A 14,202-nucleotide genomic window follows, 5' to 3' on the forward strand; every position below is an offset into this window, starting at 1 on the left:
CGTCAGGAACAGAAGCCTGAGCCGAAACCGGAACCGCGTCAGGAACAGAAGCCTGAGCCGAAACCGGAACCGCGTCAGGGGCAGGCCTCGGCCGAACTTTCCAATGCGCGTGCTTCACGGCTTGAGGAAACCCGCCAGCATTACGAGCGGACCATGGGGGGGCAGAAAGACGATGCCAACACCCCATCCGGGAAGGAAAGCGAAAAGCGCGAACGGGCTGACACAAGGTCCGGGGACGAGCGAAACGAGTCCTGATTCATCGAAGCGATCAGTGAAAGCCGGGCTCTCGCAACGAGGGCCCGGTTTACTGAACACGGCTGGATGCGTAACCCATGGATGCAGAATCCAGGGGCCAGGGAAGCCCAGGCGCGATGACGGCCAATCCAGTGATGGCTGCTTCCGGCTACTGACCTTCCCGAGACTGCGAAAGGGACCGTATCAGCCCCTCACAGGCAGCCTCCACGAGATCAAGCACCTGCTCGAACCCCTTGTCCCCACCGTAATAAGGATCGGGTACTTCGCGGATATCGCCTTCTGCATAGTCCAGAAGCAGGCGGAGTCGGGCGCGGCTGGCCCGGGGACGAAGGCGTTCAAGATCGGCCAGATTGGATTCATCGGCTGCCAGAATCAGATCAAAACGCTCGAAATCCTCGATCTCAACCTGTCTGGCCCGAATTCCCGCCAGGGAAATACCGCGTCGGGCTGCAGCCGCCACAGCGCGTTCATCAGCTGGCCGACCGATGTGGTAACCGTGCGTTCCCGCCGAATCGAATTCCACCACAGGCCCGGCCGATTTCTGCTCAATCAGGTAACGAAACACGCCTTCTGCCGTTGGCGAGCGGCAGATATTGCCCATGCAGACGAACAGAATTCGAGTCGTCATCAGAACCTCATGTCTTGGCCACTGGCGAGTCCATTACCTTAAACCATCCCCCATGGAGTGCAAGCAAGGCGTCTTGCGCTGACAACCGGGACAGGAGACACTGACTAGAGGATCACCTTCAGGAGTGAAGTGATGGCAAGCACGTCTCTGCCGACGGTTGCCGAACTGGAGCAGTTCATTGGTCGCCGCGTACGCTACCTGGGCCATCGCTGGCAGATCATCGAGGTACTGGATGAGGAGCTGTCACTCGTGCTTCAGGCCGATGACGACAGTGAGCGCATCATGAGCAATTCACATGGCGAGCCTGTCCGCTCTCTGCCGGAAATCATGACCCTCAAAGTGAAGGATCCCGAGGGCGAGGGCCTCAACCCGGAACTCGGCCAGCTGGACGTATTGAGCGCCCCGTCTGAACCTGACTGATCTTCCGGATCATCCGGACGACAGAAGGGATTCAACCTTCTCGAGATCCTCCGGCGTGTCCACACCGGGGCCGGGCATTTCCCCGGCCTGACGAACCTGGATGCGCAAGCCGATCCACAGGGCACGCAACTGCTCCAGGCACTCGATTTCTTCCAGTTCGCAGGGTGGTTCCTTGGCCAGGCGCCCCAGTACGCCGGCACGATAGGCATACAGACCAATATGCCGATACACGGCCCTGGGTGTGTGGCCGGAAGCAGAATCGCGACTGCCGGCATTGTCCCGGTCCCAGGGAATCGGCGCCCGGCTGAAGTAGAGCGCCGAACCACTGCGGGCAATCACCACCTTGACCACGTTGGGATCCATCAATTCCGCGGTCGTTTCCACCGGCCAGCAAAGGGTTCCAATGTCGGCGGACGCTTCATTGATGAGCTGATCGGCGACATCACGAATCGCCGAGACCGGCATCAGGGGTTCGTCCCCCTGCAGGTTCACCACCACATCCTCATCCGCCCATCCGAGTTGTGCCACCGCTTCCGCCACCCTGTCAGTGCCGGATCGGGCATCCGGCGAGGTCATGCAGACGCGGGCGCCGAACTGTTCGCAATGGGTCCGGATACTGTGGTCATCGGTCGCAATGATGACGGCTTCCGCACCGGCATCACAGGCCCGTTGCCAGACATGCCGGATCATGGGCTCTCCCGCGATCCGGGCAAGTGGCTTGCCCGGAAATCGAGTGGAGTCATACCGGGCGGGGATCACAACCTTGAAGCTCATGAGAGGCGATCCTTTTCCTCCAGGGAAATCCGGCGGGCCTCCTCCTCCAGCATGACGGGAATACCGTCACGCACGGGAAAGGCGAGACGATCCGCCTTGCAGATCAACTCCCCGGCATTGCGATCATGGATCAACTCACCCTTGCAGATCGGGCAGACGAGAAGACCCAGTGTGTTTCGATCAATACTCATTGAAGGGTTTCCCCTGCGAATTGACTGTTACCCATTCCGAACCACGGGCCTCACCCCGCGGTCATGGCCAGGGCCCTCAACTGATCCAGCAGCTCATCGGCATGACTGACCTGGGCCTGAACCGGAACACGCCACCATGGACGCCCCTCGCACACCGGCAACTTCACGGCATCCTTGTCCGTCATCAGAACGGGTATTCCCTCGTCCCGAGCGGACGGTTGCCAGGGCTGATGATCCCCCGGTTCAATCGGGATCACCTCGATTCCACGGGCCCTCAGCGTATCAAAAAAACGCTGCGGCGAACCGATACCGGCCACCGCCTGGACGGGGCCGGGCGCAAACAGCTCCAGGGGGCGTCTCTCGCCGCTAGCCAGAGCGACCGCCTCCTCCACCAGCAATTGCATCCCGATGCCCGACTCTTCCGGGGGCGTACCACCATTCCATACCCGGAAAGTCACGTCCTCAAGCCGTGACAGGGGCTCACGAAGCGGCCCTGCGGGGAACAGCCAGCCGTTGCCGAACCGCCGACCGCCATCAATGACCGCAACCTCCACATCACGCCCCAGCCGGTAGTGCTGGAGCCCATCATCACAGAGAATGATATCCGGCCTGTGCCGATCGATGAGCATCCGGCTGGCGGCCACCCGATCCCGTCCCACCACAACCGGGCAAGCGGTCATCCGGTGTATCAGCAAGGGTTCGTCCCCCACCTCACGCCAATCACTGCCCTCTTCCACCGGCCGGACATCATGGCGTCGCCGACCATAACCCCGGCTGACGATACCGACCCGCAGCCCCATCTCCCGGAGGCGGGTCGCGAGCCAGATCACGAAGGGAGTCTTGCCCGTGCCACCCAGAGTCAGGTTGCCGATCACCACCACGGGAACCGGGGCGTGCCAGGCGCCTTGGCGGCGGCGCTGATTGAGGCGAACCAGGCCGGCCTGTACCCGGGAAAGCTGGCGGAGCAGCCAGGGGGGGCGGTTCCGCCCATACCAGCGGGATTGCAGCCAGGCCTCCAGGTGCGCCCGCATCAGTCGTCCTGCTCGGAGAACTGCATTCGGTAGAGCATGGCGTAATGGCCATCCTGAGCCAGCAGATCCGCATGGGTACCTGACTCGATGATACGCCCCTTGTCCAGCACCAGGATACGGTCGGCCTTTTCCACCGTTGACAGGCGGTGGGCAATCACGAAGGTGGTGCGATTCTCCATCAGGCGGGCAAGCGCCCGCTGGATATGGCGTTCAGACTCGGTATCCAGAGCCGATGTAGCCTCATCAAGGATCAATATGGGCGCATCCTTGAGCAGTGCACGGGCGATGGCGATACGCTGACGCTGGCCACCGGAAAGCAATACCCCCCGGTCCCCGACCATGGTATCCAGCCCCTCGCCGAGATGCTCGATGAAATCCCAGGCGTAAGCCTGTCGTGCCGCCTCGATCACCGCTTCGCGATCGGTATCCACCATGCTGCCGTAGGCAATGTTGTGCTCGATGGTGTCATTGAAGAGCACCACATCCTGGCTGACCATGGCTATCTGTCGACGAAGATCTTCCCGCCGATAGGCATCCAGCGGTTCACCATCCAGCAGGATTCGGCCGGAAACGGGATCATGGAAACGGGGCAGCAGACTGACGAGGGTACTCTTGCCACTGCCGGAACGCCCCACCAGGGCGATGACTTCGCCCGGCCGCACTTTCAGATCAATATCACGGAGCACCGGCTCACCACGGCCATAGCGAAAACTGACCTTGTCGAAATGAATCTCGCCCCGCGCCCGCTTCAATCGCTGGCTGCCGCCCGGATCCTCGGATGGGGTGTCCAGCAGTTCGAACACACTCTGGGCGGCAACAATACCCTTCTGCAGGACGGCATTGATGTTGGCAAGGTTGCGAAGAGGTGCCATCAGGAGCATGACAGCCCCCAGAAAGGAAACGAAGGCTCCCACGGTGATGCGATCCATGACACCGGGCAAAGTGACGAAATAGATGATCCCCGCGATCCCCACACCGGCGATCAGCTGCACTAACGGCACACTGCCCGCTTCTGTTGCCACCAGGCGCATATGCATGCGGCGATTGCGCTCATTGACCTCTTCGAACCGCCCGGCTTCGTAATGCTGTCCGCCGAACACCTTCACGACACGCTGTCCGCCGATCACTTCCTCCGCGACCCGGGTGACATCGCCCATGGAGTGCTGGATACGAGCGCTGTATTTGCGAAAACGCTTGCTGACATATCGCACAAGGCCCATCAACAGAGGCACGGTTACCAGCAGAAAGGCAGTGAGCGGCAGACTGATCCAGAGCATCCAGGCAAACAGAGCAAGAACCGAGAGACTGTCCCGCACAAGGACAGTGATGGCCTTGGTTACGGACTCGGCAATCTGCTCGATATTGTACGTCAGCTTGGACACGAGCATGCCGGAAGATGACTGGTCGAAGTAACTCACCGGCAAGGACAGCAACTGCCGGAACGTCTCGGTTCGCAACTGCTTGATCACGCGACGCCCCACCCAGCTCATGGAAAAGGTGGACAAAAAACCGGTGATGCCTCGAATGATGAAAAGACCCAGCAGCAAGATCGGCATGATGCGCATGGATTCGGGATCGCGGGCAACCAGGGTATCGTCCATGAGTGGTTTGAGCAGCGCCGGAAAGCCAGCCTGTGAGACCGCAAAGATCCCCATGGTGACCACAGCCAGCAGAAAGATTCGCCAATGGGGCACGACATAGCCGAGCAGACGTCGGTAGACCTGCAAGGGCTCGGCATCCTGGTAATGGCTGGGCATGGGATTTGCTGACTGAGCCTTGTTCATTGCTGTCGCTTCATTCCTGGTCGCCTTCTTCCCGCAGTTCCGCGGTGACGATCTGAATCCTTGAAAAACCGAGGCGGCCGGCCACATCCATGACCGTCACCACCGACTGATGGGAGGCATTGGCGTCCGCACGAATGGTGACCGGCAGTCTGCGCTCATCCCCCACGAGGCGACGTATGGCACTATCCAGGGTGGACGGACGACTGTTCACCAGTTCGCGCCCATTGACATAGTAATGCCCGTCGGCCGAGACGATGATCTCGAGCTGACGCTCGTCCTGCTCGGGCGCCCCCTCCAGCGAGGCCTGTGGAAGAATGATTTCCAGATCGGCTTCACGCACGAAAGTGGTAGAGACCATAAAGAACACGAGCAGCAGAAACACCACGTCAATCAATGGCGTGAGATTGACCTCCGGCTCCTCGGAACGACGGGGCCTCAGATTCATGCCCTTCTCCCGGGCTGCCCGCTGAGCGCATCCACGAGCTTCATGGCTTCCTGTTCCATGTCCACCACCAGTTCATCCACCTTGCCACGCAGATAGCGGTAGGCAATCAGCGAGGGAATGGCCACGGTGAGCCCGGCGGCCGTAGTGAGGAGCGCTTCCGAGATCCCGCCCGCCAAGGCACCCGGATCACCGACACCATGGGCCGTAATGGCGGTGAATACCCGCACCATGCCGATCACCGTGCCCAGCAGACCGAGCAGCGGGGTGATGGCGGCAATCGTGCCCAGGGTATTCAGATAACGTTCCAGTTCGTGCACCACATGACGGCCGACGTCTTCCACCGTGTCCTTGATGAGATTGCGGTCGCCGTGGCGGTTGGCCAGACCGGCGGCCAGAATCCGGCCCAGGGGGGAATTGTTGCGCAGTGCCTTGACGTGGTCGTCGCTCAGCTCGCCCTTCTGCAGCCAGCGCCAGGCCTCGGCGGCCAGATGCGGTGGTGTCACGCGATTGCGGCGTAACGTCCAGAGGCGTTCAGCGATGATCCCCACGGCAATCACGGAACAGAGAATGATGGGCAGCATCAACCAGCCGCCGGCCTGGATCAGTTCAAGCATGAGTGTCTCTTGTGCTCCCGGTTACTGGCCAGGCAGGAATCGCCTTGAGGCCTGCGGATCATTCCTTTACGGCGGCCCGAATACGGGCAACACCTTCGATGCCGCTGCATGATACTGTATTTGCCTCGTGCCCCGAAATCGCCGCTCCCGACCAGCGCCACCAGTAGCGACGCGCCGACCTGGCCTTGAGACGCCCTTCCCGTCCCACTTCCATCCGCAGCCGCATCGGCCAGTCCAGGATGGCCTGACAGTCAATTCCATTGCCCGGCGACCAATACAGCCCCGTGCTGTCCAGCCACCACCGCTGACCCTGCTGCTCCCAGGACACCCGGCATCGGGATGCCGTGGCATGGCGATCCCTGTGCAGCCGAAATGGACCCACCTCGCCGGCGCTGCAAAAACGGGCATTGCCGGGGCTGACCCGACCGGCATCCGCGAGAAACACTCGCCCTTCACCCCAGGCCTCCATCAGGCCGTCCAGCCGGCCGGGCCCAAGCCCTTCCCCCGCTTCCAGTACCAGAATACTGTCGCCTGCACCCCCCTGCTGCCAGAGCCAGCGCCGTACGGAGTAATCGATGCTGCGAGCATCACCGCTAACGTGGATGAGTGTTCCCTGTGGCAGGGTGACGCGCCGAATCGCCCCCGGGTGCTGGTTCGCCGATGTCAGTGACCAATGTTCGATGGTGGTTCGCGGTGGGCCCTGAACACCGACCAGGACCGGCAGTAGCGCCAGAGTGAGCGCCAGACGGGACCAGAGCGGACCGGGCAGAACCAGGCCCAGGGCTGCCAACAGCCCCAGCGACAGGATACCGGGGTGTGTCTGATTCGCTGCCAGCGTGGGCCCTTCCGCCAGAACCTCAAGCAGGGGCCACAGCCAGTCCAGAACGGCCTCTGCCGCCGCCAGCGGCCATTGCGCCAGGTCCGCCCAGCCGACACTGAGCATCAAAGCCGCAATCAGCGATACCGGAACCACCAGGAAGCTGAATACCGGTACGGCCAGTGCATTGGCCAGGGGGCTCGAGAGAGGGCCCTGGGCGAAGAAGATCAGCAACAGGGGCAGAACGGCCAGACCGGTTACCCACTGGACCCGGACGAAAGTATTCACGGGGGCGGGCCGGTCTCCCGCCGATACCACCATCAAAACCAGACCCACCAGCGCGAAGGACAGATAGAAGCCGGCATCCATGACAGCCAGCGGATCCAGCAGCAGCACAAGGGCCCCGGCCGTGGCCAGTCCGGCGGTCACCGATGTCCGTCGCCTCAGCGCAAGCAGAAAGACCAGACAGGCGAACATGATCAGGGCACGGCGCGTGGGCAGGGCAAACCCGGCGAGTGCGGCATACAGGGCCGCCCCGGCCAGCGCTGCTCCGCCCGCCAGCAGCACCGCCGGCCAGTGACCCGGAAGATAACGTGCCGGGGTGCGCAACAATGCGAAGATGAGGCCGCCCACCAGCCCGATATGCAGCCCTGAGATGGCGACCAGGTGCGTCGTCCCGGTGGCGTTGAGGACGGCCCACTGTCCGGGCGAAAACCCGCTACGATCGCCCACGGTCACGCCACGTATCAGGGCGGCCGCTTCGCTGCCATCGAGTGACTCATCCAGGGCGAGGGACAAGCGTTCCCTGAACCGATGTAGCCCTCCCCCGCTCCCTTCCAGGCGAATGGCCGTTGCACGCGGATCGACACGAGCGGTGTTGGCAATGCCGTGGCGAAAACGCCATCGGGCGTGATCGAACTCGCCGTCAAGACGCGGCCGCTGCGTCTGTTCAAAGCGCAAAGGCAGCATCCATCGTTCACCACTGGACGGTGGCATCGGCGGATGGGACCAGCGAACCCGAATGCTTCGGGGCGGCGTATCATCACCCTCCAGGAGAAAATCGAAACGCACCCCGCCCCGATCATGCGCGACCAGACCCTCGATACTTCCGACCGCAAGACTCTCTTCCGGAAAGTCGCCTCCCTGCAAGGGCAGAAAGTAGGCGATATGCAGCACGGTGACGACGCTTCCGAGAAACAGGCCACCAAGAAACAATCCACGCTGACGAACGTCTGACAGGAGTAGCAACAGGAGGAGCAGGACGAAGAGGCTCGCCAGCCACCACATTGCACTGAGTCCGGATATCCAGACCAGTGCCAGGCAGGCAAGAAACAGCCCGAGACTGAAAGCCGGCATGACGAGTCCCCAATGCGTCCATGCGCCCATCAGGGCCGATCACAGCGCCTTCACGTTTTCCCCGACATGAAGTGCTGAGTTCCGGCCCGCTTTCGTTACAATAGCCACGGCGGCAGTCCGTCGCGGCCCTTTCCGGCCTTCTGGCCAACTCGCTCAAGGATGCGGTATGCCCAGGTCCTTTTTCAAGCGCCATATGCCCACCAGGGAAATCCTGGCGGAGTATCGCCTGTTCAGACCGTTTGCCGCCCTCCTCAGTGACCCGGGTCTGTGGGCCCTGAGCCGCCGCAGTACGGCAAAGGCCTTCGGCGTGGGCCTGTTTACGGCCTGGCTGCCGATCCCCTTTCAGACCATCGTCATCATCGCCCTGGTCGCCTTTCTGCGGGTCAACCTGCCGGTCGCCATCCTGGCCAGCTTCATCTCCAACCCCATCAGCATGGGCCCGATGATGGTGCTGGCCTATGGGCTTGGCAACCTCATGCTGCAACAGCCGACACGCACCGAAGATCTGGATTTTGGCCTGGCCATGATCTGGGAAGAGGTCGGTCGGGTCGGGCTGCCACTGATTACCGGCTGCCTGACGCTGGGGGTGATCACCGGGGTACTGGCCGCGGTGACGATCAATGTCCTGTGGCGGATTTCCCTGGTTCGGCGATTCCGTACCCGGCGGGCCCGGCGACGGCTAATGGGCATCCGTTTCCGAAGACGGAAACGGAGAAAACCGGACGGTGATTCAGCCTGACTGACCGGAAATTCTTCCGGCCCGGCTGCTCAGGCCTTGAGCCAGCCATCCTCCAGCTCGTGAATAGTGGACATTCGGGCAGCCAGCGCCCGATCATGGGTTACCATAACCAGTGCCGTACCCAACTCTGCGTTCAGTGACAGCATGAGATCCGCCACCTGCTCGCCGGTCCGCGAATCCAGGTTGCCCGTGGGCTCATCCGCCAGCAGCACGGCGGGACGTGTCACCAGGGCGCGGGCAATGGCTGCCCGCTGACGTTCCCCACCCGACAGCTCCCCCGGCTTGTGCCCGAGGCGATGCCCGAGACCGACGGCTTCCAGTAATTCTCCAGCCGCCCCACGGGCCAGCGCCGTGCCTTCCCGCCGAACCAGCAAGGGCATGGCCACATTTTCAAGGGCCGTGAACTCGGGGAGCAGATGATGGAACTGGTAGACGAAGCCGATGGAACGATTTCGCAAGCGTCCGCGCTCCGCATCACTGAGTTCATGCATGGGCTGGCCGTTGACCCAGACCTCACCTTCCGTTGGCTGATCGAGACCGCCGAGCAGGTGCAGCAGCGTACTCTTGCCGGATCCGGAGGCCCCGAGAATGGCAGCCGTTTCACCCGGTTGTATGGCAAGGGTTACCGCGTGCAGAACCTCGACCCGGTCACCGGCATCGCTGAAGGCCCGGCTGAGATTGTGGCAGCCGATGGCCGCCCTGCTCAGGGCACTGTCCACGGTCTTCGCATCCCGCGCCTTGTCTGGCTCATTCATAACGCAAAGCCTCCGCCGGCTGGGTGCGTGAAGCGCGCCACGCCGGATACAGCGTCGACAGCACGGAAAGCGTGAAGGCGATGCCGGCGATGCGCCCCACATCGGGCCAACGCAGCTCCGAGGGCAGATCACTGATGTAGTAGACATCCGCCGGCAGGAATTCGGTCTGGAACAGCTCTTCCAGCCAGGGCACGATCTGATCCACGTTCAGGGCCAATGTGACGCCGAAGGCCAGCCCCAGTAGTGTACCCACGAAACCGATGACCGTCCCCTGCACGATGAATACGGCCATGATGGAACGGGGTGTACTGCCGATGGTTCGCAGAACGGCAATGTCCGAGCGCTTGTCATTGACCACCATGACCAGCGTGGAAATGATGTTGAACGCCGCGACGGCAACGATCAGGAAGAGGATGATGAACATGACCGTCTTCTCGATCTGCAGGGCCGCAAAGAAATTGGCATGCTGCCGTGTCCAATCCCGCACGAAATGCCCGCGGCCAAGACTGGCGGCAATGTCCCGCGCCACCGCCGGTGCCCGGAACATATCGTCCAGCTTCAGGCGAAGCCCGCTGATCTCGTCACCAAAACGGTAGAGATTGCGTGCGTCATCCAGATGGATGAAGGCATGGCTGCGGTCGTATTCATACATGCCGACTTCGAACAGGCCCACCACCTCGAAGCGTCGCATGCGTGGGCGAAATCCGGCCACGGTGATATTGCCCTCGGGCACCAGAAGAAAAACCCGGTCACCCAGCCCCACCCGCAGGGCACGTGCCAGCTCGCTGCCGAGAATGACACGATACTCGCCGGCGACAAGCTGACTCATGTCACCCTGAATCATCTTCTCGCCCACATCGGAAACGGAGGGCTCATGCTCGGGCAGAATACCGCGCACCATGCCGCCGCTAAGCTGACCGTCACGGGCGAGCATGCCTTCCTTTTCAATGAAGGGGGCCGCACCCAGTACCCGCTGATCCACGATGATGCGGTCCCGGATGTTTTCCCATTCCTCGATCCGTCCACCATAACTGGTGATGCTTGCATGGGAGACCATGCCGAGAATGCGTTCACGCAGTTCCTTCTCAAAACCGTTCATTACCGACATCACGGTAATCAGCGCCATCACGCCAACAGTGATCCCGAGCACGGAAGTGAGCGAGATGAAGGAGATGAAGTGATTGCGGCGCTTGGCGCGAAGATAGCGAAGGCCGACAAAAATTTCGTAGGGTCTGAACATGGGGCGGGATTAAACCATAGCTGGGTGATTGTGGATAGCGTGGACCTGGTCACGGGTCCGCGCCGTGAGCCGCCGGTCCAGGCGAATGCCGCGTGGTGACAGGCTCGCGCCGTAAGCCAGCACTTCCACACCGGCATCGGCGGCGGCAGCCAGGGCATCGGCATACGCCGGATCAATGGCCCGCGCCGGTTCGACCACGGCCACGTCCTCACGTTGCACACAGAAGAGCAGAACGGCCCGCTCACCAGCCGCCGCCGAAGCACGAAGGTGTGCCAGATGCCGCACGGCACGGGTACTCACGGCGTCCGGAAACAATGCCCGCCCGGCTCCGGCCCCGGCGGTCACATTCTTCACCTCGACCCAACAACGCCTGCCCGGCTTCTCCAGCACAATATCAGTGCGCCCGCCGGACGGATGCCGGACTTCACGCCGCAGCTGCTGATAATCGGCCAGCTCCGGAATGCGCCCGCTCTTGATGGCCTCCACCACCAGGGCATTGCTGCGCCCGGTGTGGATGCCGGCGAGCGCCCCCGTACCGGTCTCCACCAGCTCCCAGGTCCACCGCAGCTTGCGTCCGGGGCGATCGGCCGGGCTGAGCCAGACTCGCAGCCCCGGCGCCCGGCAACCGAGCATGGAGCCGGTATTCGGGCAGTGCGCCGTGACACGGCGACCATCATCCAGAACGACGTCGGCCAGAAAACGCTTGTATCGGCGGATGAGTCGCCCGGACTGCAGTGGGGGATCGAATTCCATGTATCTCCGGCCATGGCGGGCAGGGCAATTCCGGCGACCCACTATATCAGAGGGTGGACGCCCTTTCCCTGCCCGGCAGCGACTGCTATATTTCCCGTAACGTCAGTGACTTTCGGGGACTTCCTCATCATGACTTCCAGACTTGCCCTGCTCATGGTTGCGTCCATCGCGGCCATCACCGTGACCACGCTCGCCGTGGCCGAACCCCGCCCGGGTGGTGACCGCCTCCGGGTGGAAGACCCGGAGCAGCGCTCGGTCGCTGTGCCGACCCGAGGCATGACCATGGACAATGTCCGGGACGTCTACGGTGAGCCCCGTGATGTTCGCGGCCCGGTGGGTGATCCGCCCATTACCCGCTGGGACTATCGCGACTTCAGCGTCTACTTCGAACACCATCTTGTGCTTCACAGCGTCATCCGTGACGACGACCGCTGACCATGAATCATGCCTACAGGCTCCCGGCCGAATGGGAGCCTCAAAGTGCCGTACAGCTCACCTGGCCACACGACCAGGGTGACTGGGAACAGAACCTGGGTCCTGCCCGTGACTGTTTCACACGCATTGCCACCGTGCTTTCCCTGCATCAGACCGTCTTGATCATCGCCCGTGACGACGAGGAACGTAAGCGGATCAGTGCCGAGCTCGCCCGGGCCGGGGCCGATTCACGCCACTGCCGCTTTGCTCTGGCGGCGAGCGATGATAGCTGGGCGAGGGACCACTCCCCCATCACAGTCATGGAGAACGGCCGCCCCCATCTGCTCAAGTTCGAGTTCAATGGCTGGGGCGGACGCTATCGTGCGGAAATGGACAATGCCCTCGCCTGGCTGCTGCATGAACAGGGCCTGTTTGGCCATTGCCCCATGACGGCAACCGGAATCGTACTGGAAGGTGGCGCCATCGAGACCGATGGTCACGGTCACTTTCTGCTTCGCTCAAGCTGCATCGTGGATGACAAGCGCAACCCGGGCCTCGATCAGGCTGGCATGAGCGATGCATTCGAGGAATGGCTGGGAGCCCGGCACATTCACTGGCTGGATGTGGGCGATCTGGACGGTGATGATACGGATGGTCATATTGATACCCTGGCGCGCTTCGCCCCCGATGGGGCCATCCTGCACCAGTATTGCGATGACCCGCAGGACAGCCATTTTGCCTGCCTCAGCGCCATGGCGGACAGCCTGCGCGGCCTGCGGGATCATCAGGGCCGGGAACGGGAGCTGATTCCACTGCCTCTGCCGCGGCCGATCCGGGACAGCAGCGGTCGCCGGATGCCCGGAGGCTACGCCAATTTCCTGGTCGCCAATGAGCAGGTGCTGGTGCCCACCTACAATGATCCCGCCGACGAGGTGGCCATCAACCGCATTGCCCGTGCCTATCCGGATCATCAGGTTCGCGGCATTGATTGCCGGGCGCTGGTTCGCCAGGGCGGCAGCCTGCACTGCGTGACAATGCAATACCCGGCCGGTGTGGTTGACGCGGAGGCGGGCCTGCCGGTCATGGAGGTAAGACCCGAATGAGACATTTGCCGGTGGCATTGATTCAGGAACGCAATCAGGGTGGCCGAGACGGCAACCTGCGTCGCATTGAAGAGCGTCTTCGGGAGGCAGCCGCCAATGGTGCCCGACTGGCATTGCTTCAGGAACTGCACAATGGTCCCTACTTCTGCCAGACCCAGGACACGGCCCGCTTTGATCTGGCGGAAGCCATTCCCGGCCATAGCACTGAACTCCTGGGCCGCCTTGCCGCGGAGCTGGAGCTGGTCATCGTCGCTTCCCTGTTCGAGAAGCGCGCCGCGGGGCTCTACCACAATACGGCCGTGGCTCTGGACAGTGACGGGCGCATTGCCGGCCGGTACCGAAAAATGCATATCCCGGATGACCCGGGTTTCAATGAGAAGTTCTATTTTACGCCCGGCGACAGCGGATTTGAGCCCATCGACACGTCGGTGGGTCGGCTCGGCGTTCTGGTGTGCTGGGATCAGTGGTACCCCGAGGCGGCCCGCCTGATGGCCCTGGCGGGTGCGGAAATGCTGATCTACCCCACCGCCATCGGCTGGTCCGCCGAGGACGATGCGGCCGAACAGGGCCGACAACTGGATGCCTGGCGTACCGTGCAACGCGGCCACGCCGTGGCCAATGCCCTGCCCGTGCTGGTCACTAACCGGGTGGGGCATGAACCCCACCCGGAACGCCCCGGGGAAGGCATCGATTTCTGGGGCCACAGTTTCGTGGCGGGTCCCCAGGGGGAGATTCTGGCCGAAGCCGGTACTGAGCCGGAACTGCTCCAACTCACCCTGGATCTTGGCCGCTGCGAACAGGTACGGCGCATCTGGCCCTTCCTTCGCGACCGTCGAATCGATGCCTACGGTGACCTGCTCAGGCGCTACCGCTCCTGAACGCC

General features: G+C 62.4%; 16 protein-coding genes and 1 pseudogene. 6 read left to right on the plus strand and 11 right to left on the minus strand.

Annotated features, from left to right (window positions below; all coding sequences use genetic code 11):
• Positions 1 to 255, plus strand: a pseudogene (locus tag RBH19_RS00005) (hypothetical protein); the annotation flags it as partial.
• A 148-nt stretch (positions 256 to 403) separates the two neighbouring features.
• On the opposite strand, the gene RBH19_RS00010 reads toward RBH19_RS00005, so the two are convergent.
• On the minus strand, positions 404 to 883 hold the full coding sequence (locus tag RBH19_RS00010) for a low molecular weight protein-tyrosine-phosphatase (RefSeq protein ID WP_306726738.1): 480 nt from the start codon (positions 881 to 883) through the stop codon (positions 404 to 406).
• A gap of 132 nt (positions 884 to 1,015) precedes the next feature.
• Here RBH19_RS00010 and RBH19_RS00015 point away from each other — a divergent pair, with 132 nt between their 5' ends.
• Positions 1,016 to 1,303 carry a hypothetical protein gene (locus RBH19_RS00015; RefSeq protein ID WP_306726739.1) on the plus strand — a complete coding sequence of 96 codons (288 nt, stop codon included), beginning with the start codon at positions 1,016 to 1,018 and terminating at the stop codon, positions 1,301 to 1,303.
• A gap of 9 nt (positions 1,304 to 1,312) precedes the next feature.
• On the opposite strand, the gene kdsB is transcribed toward RBH19_RS00015, so the two are convergent.
• From kdsB to RBH19_RS00050, 7 genes are read right to left on the minus strand one after another with little or no spacing between them, the layout of a single operon-like run.
• Positions 1,313 to 2,077, minus strand: coding sequence for a 3-deoxy-manno-octulosonate cytidylyltransferase (gene kdsB, locus RBH19_RS00020; protein WP_306726740.1), 765 nt, complete (start codon positions 2,075 to 2,077; stop codon positions 1,313 to 1,315).
• Positions 2,074 to 2,268, minus strand: coding sequence for a Trm112 family protein (locus RBH19_RS00025; protein ID WP_445353952.1), 195 nt, complete (start codon positions 2,266 to 2,268; stop codon positions 2,074 to 2,076). Before RBH19_RS00025 ends, kdsB begins: the two co-directional genes overlap by 4 nt.
• 50 nt (positions 2,269 to 2,318) lie before the next feature.
• Positions 2,319 to 3,299 carry a tetraacyldisaccharide 4'-kinase gene (lpxK, locus tag RBH19_RS00030; RefSeq protein WP_306726741.1) on the minus strand — a complete coding sequence of 327 codons (981 nt, stop codon included), beginning with the start codon at positions 3,297 to 3,299 and terminating at the stop codon, positions 2,319 to 2,321.
• Entirely contained in the window at positions 3,299 to 5,056 is a 1,758-nt protein-coding gene (msbA, locus tag RBH19_RS00035) for a lipid A export permease/ATP-binding protein MsbA (protein WP_306727277.1), read from the minus strand. The genes lpxK and msbA overlap by 1 nt, the downstream gene beginning before the upstream one ends.
• Positions 5,057 to 5,093: 37 nt before the next feature.
• Entirely contained in the window at positions 5,094 to 5,528 is a 435-nt protein-coding gene (locus RBH19_RS00040) for an ExbD/TolR family protein (protein ID WP_306726742.1), read from the minus strand.
• Entirely contained in the window at positions 5,525 to 6,142 is a 618-nt protein-coding gene (locus tag RBH19_RS00045) for a MotA/TolQ/ExbB proton channel family protein (protein ID WP_306726743.1), read from the minus strand. The genes RBH19_RS00040 and RBH19_RS00045 overlap by 4 nt, the downstream gene beginning before the upstream one ends.
• A 58-nt stretch (positions 6,143 to 6,200) precedes the next feature.
• Positions 6,201 to 8,315 (minus strand): ComEC/Rec2 family competence protein, encoded by a 2,115-nt coding sequence (locus tag RBH19_RS00050; protein WP_306726744.1) that lies wholly within the window; start codon positions 8,313 to 8,315, stop codon positions 6,201 to 6,203.
• A 166-nt stretch (positions 8,316 to 8,481) separates the two neighbouring features.
• Between RBH19_RS00050 and RBH19_RS00055 the strand changes: the two genes are divergently transcribed.
• Positions 8,482 to 9,054, plus strand: a complete 573-nt coding sequence (locus RBH19_RS00055) for a DUF2062 domain-containing protein (RefSeq protein ID WP_306726745.1) — start codon at positions 8,482 to 8,484, stop codon at positions 9,052 to 9,054.
• 29 nt (positions 9,055 to 9,083) lie between these two features.
• Here the strand turns inward: RBH19_RS00055 and RBH19_RS00060 are convergent, their stop codons facing one another.
• The 3 genes from RBH19_RS00060 to sfsA are packed head-to-tail and all read right to left on the minus strand — an operon-like array spanning position 9,084 to position 11,802.
• Entirely contained in the window at positions 9,084 to 9,809 is a 726-nt protein-coding gene (locus RBH19_RS00060) for an ABC transporter ATP-binding protein (protein ID WP_306726746.1), read from the minus strand.
• Entirely contained in the window at positions 9,802 to 11,049 is a 1,248-nt protein-coding gene (locus RBH19_RS00065; RefSeq protein WP_306726747.1) for a lipoprotein-releasing ABC transporter permease subunit, read from the minus strand. The genes RBH19_RS00060 and RBH19_RS00065 overlap by 8 nt, the downstream gene beginning before the upstream one ends.
• Positions 11,050 to 11,058: 9 nt before the next feature.
• Positions 11,059 to 11,802, minus strand: a complete 744-nt coding sequence (gene sfsA, locus RBH19_RS00070) for a DNA/RNA nuclease SfsA (RefSeq protein WP_306726748.1) — start codon at positions 11,800 to 11,802, stop codon at positions 11,059 to 11,061.
• A gap of 129 nt (positions 11,803 to 11,931) precedes the next feature.
• Between sfsA and RBH19_RS00075 the strand changes: the two genes are divergently transcribed.
• Genes RBH19_RS00075 through RBH19_RS00085 form a run of 3 tightly spaced genes read left to right on the plus strand, consistent with a single transcriptional unit; the run spans position 11,932 to position 14,197 of the window.
• On the plus strand, positions 11,932 to 12,237 hold the full coding sequence (locus RBH19_RS00075) for a hypothetical protein (RefSeq protein WP_306726749.1): 306 nt from the start codon (positions 11,932 to 11,934) through the stop codon (positions 12,235 to 12,237).
• Between the two features lie 2 nt (positions 12,238 to 12,239).
• The gene (locus tag RBH19_RS00080; protein ID WP_306726751.1) at positions 12,240 to 13,319 is read left to right on the plus strand and encodes an agmatine deiminase family protein; all 1,080 of its coding nucleotides are present in this window, start codon (positions 12,240 to 12,242) and stop codon (positions 13,317 to 13,319) included.
• Entirely contained in the window at positions 13,316 to 14,197 is an 882-nt protein-coding gene (locus RBH19_RS00085; RefSeq protein ID WP_306726752.1) for a carbon-nitrogen hydrolase, read from the plus strand. Before RBH19_RS00080 ends, RBH19_RS00085 begins: the two co-directional genes overlap by 4 nt.
• The last annotated feature ends 5 nt before the right edge of the window (positions 14,198 to 14,202 follow it).

The organism is Natronospira bacteriovora, assembly GCF_030848495.1.
GTDB classification, from domain to species: domain Bacteria; phylum Pseudomonadota; class Gammaproteobacteria; order Natronospirales; family Natronospiraceae; genus Natronospira; species Natronospira bacteriovora.

Bases quoted from the DNA above. Each gene is read 5' to 3' on its own strand.
- RBH19_RS00010 (WP_306726738.1), bottom strand. From the start codon at position 883: ATGACGACTCGAATTCTGTTCGTCTGCATGGGCAATATCTGCCGCTCG.
- RBH19_RS00015 (WP_306726739.1), top strand. From the start codon at position 1,016: ATGGCAAGCACGTCTCTGCCGACGGTTGCCGAACTGGAGCAGTTCATT.
- kdsB (WP_306726740.1), bottom strand. From the start codon at position 2,077: ATGAGCTTCAAGGTTGTGATCCCCGCCCGGTATGACTCCACTCGATTT.
- RBH19_RS00025 (WP_445353952.1), bottom strand. From the start codon at position 2,268: ATGAGTATTGATCGAAACACACTGGGTCTTCTCGTCTGCCCGATCTGC.
- lpxK (WP_306726741.1), bottom strand. From the start codon at position 3,299: ATGCGGGCGCACCTGGAGGCCTGGCTGCAATCCCGCTGGTATGGGCGG.
- msbA (WP_306727277.1), bottom strand. From the start codon at position 5,056: ATGCCCAGCCATTACCAGGATGCCGAGCCCTTGCAGGTCTACCGACGT.
- RBH19_RS00040 (WP_306726742.1), bottom strand. From the start codon at position 5,528: ATGAATCTGAGGCCCCGTCGTTCCGAGGAGCCGGAGGTCAATCTCACG.
- RBH19_RS00045 (WP_306726743.1), bottom strand. From the start codon at position 6,142: ATGCTTGAACTGATCCAGGCCGGCGGCTGGTTGATGCTGCCCATCATT.
- RBH19_RS00050 (WP_306726744.1), bottom strand. From the start codon at position 8,315: ATGCCGGCTTTCAGTCTCGGGCTGTTTCTTGCCTGCCTGGCACTGGTC.
- RBH19_RS00055 (WP_306726745.1), top strand. From the start codon at position 8,482: ATGCCCAGGTCCTTTTTCAAGCGCCATATGCCCACCAGGGAAATCCTG.
- RBH19_RS00060 (WP_306726746.1), bottom strand. From the start codon at position 9,809: ATGAATGAGCCAGACAAGGCGCGGGATGCGAAGACCGTGGACAGTGCC.
- RBH19_RS00065 (WP_306726747.1), bottom strand. From the start codon at position 11,049: ATGTTCAGACCCTACGAAATTTTTGTCGGCCTTCGCTATCTTCGCGCC.
- sfsA (WP_306726748.1), bottom strand. From the start codon at position 11,802: ATGGAATTCGATCCCCCACTGCAGTCCGGGCGACTCATCCGCCGATAC.
- RBH19_RS00075 (WP_306726749.1), top strand. From the start codon at position 11,932: ATGACTTCCAGACTTGCCCTGCTCATGGTTGCGTCCATCGCGGCCATC.
- RBH19_RS00080 (WP_306726751.1), top strand. From the start codon at position 12,240: ATGAATCATGCCTACAGGCTCCCGGCCGAATGGGAGCCTCAAAGTGCC.
- RBH19_RS00085 (WP_306726752.1), top strand. From the start codon at position 13,316: ATGAGACATTTGCCGGTGGCATTGATTCAGGAACGCAATCAGGGTGGC.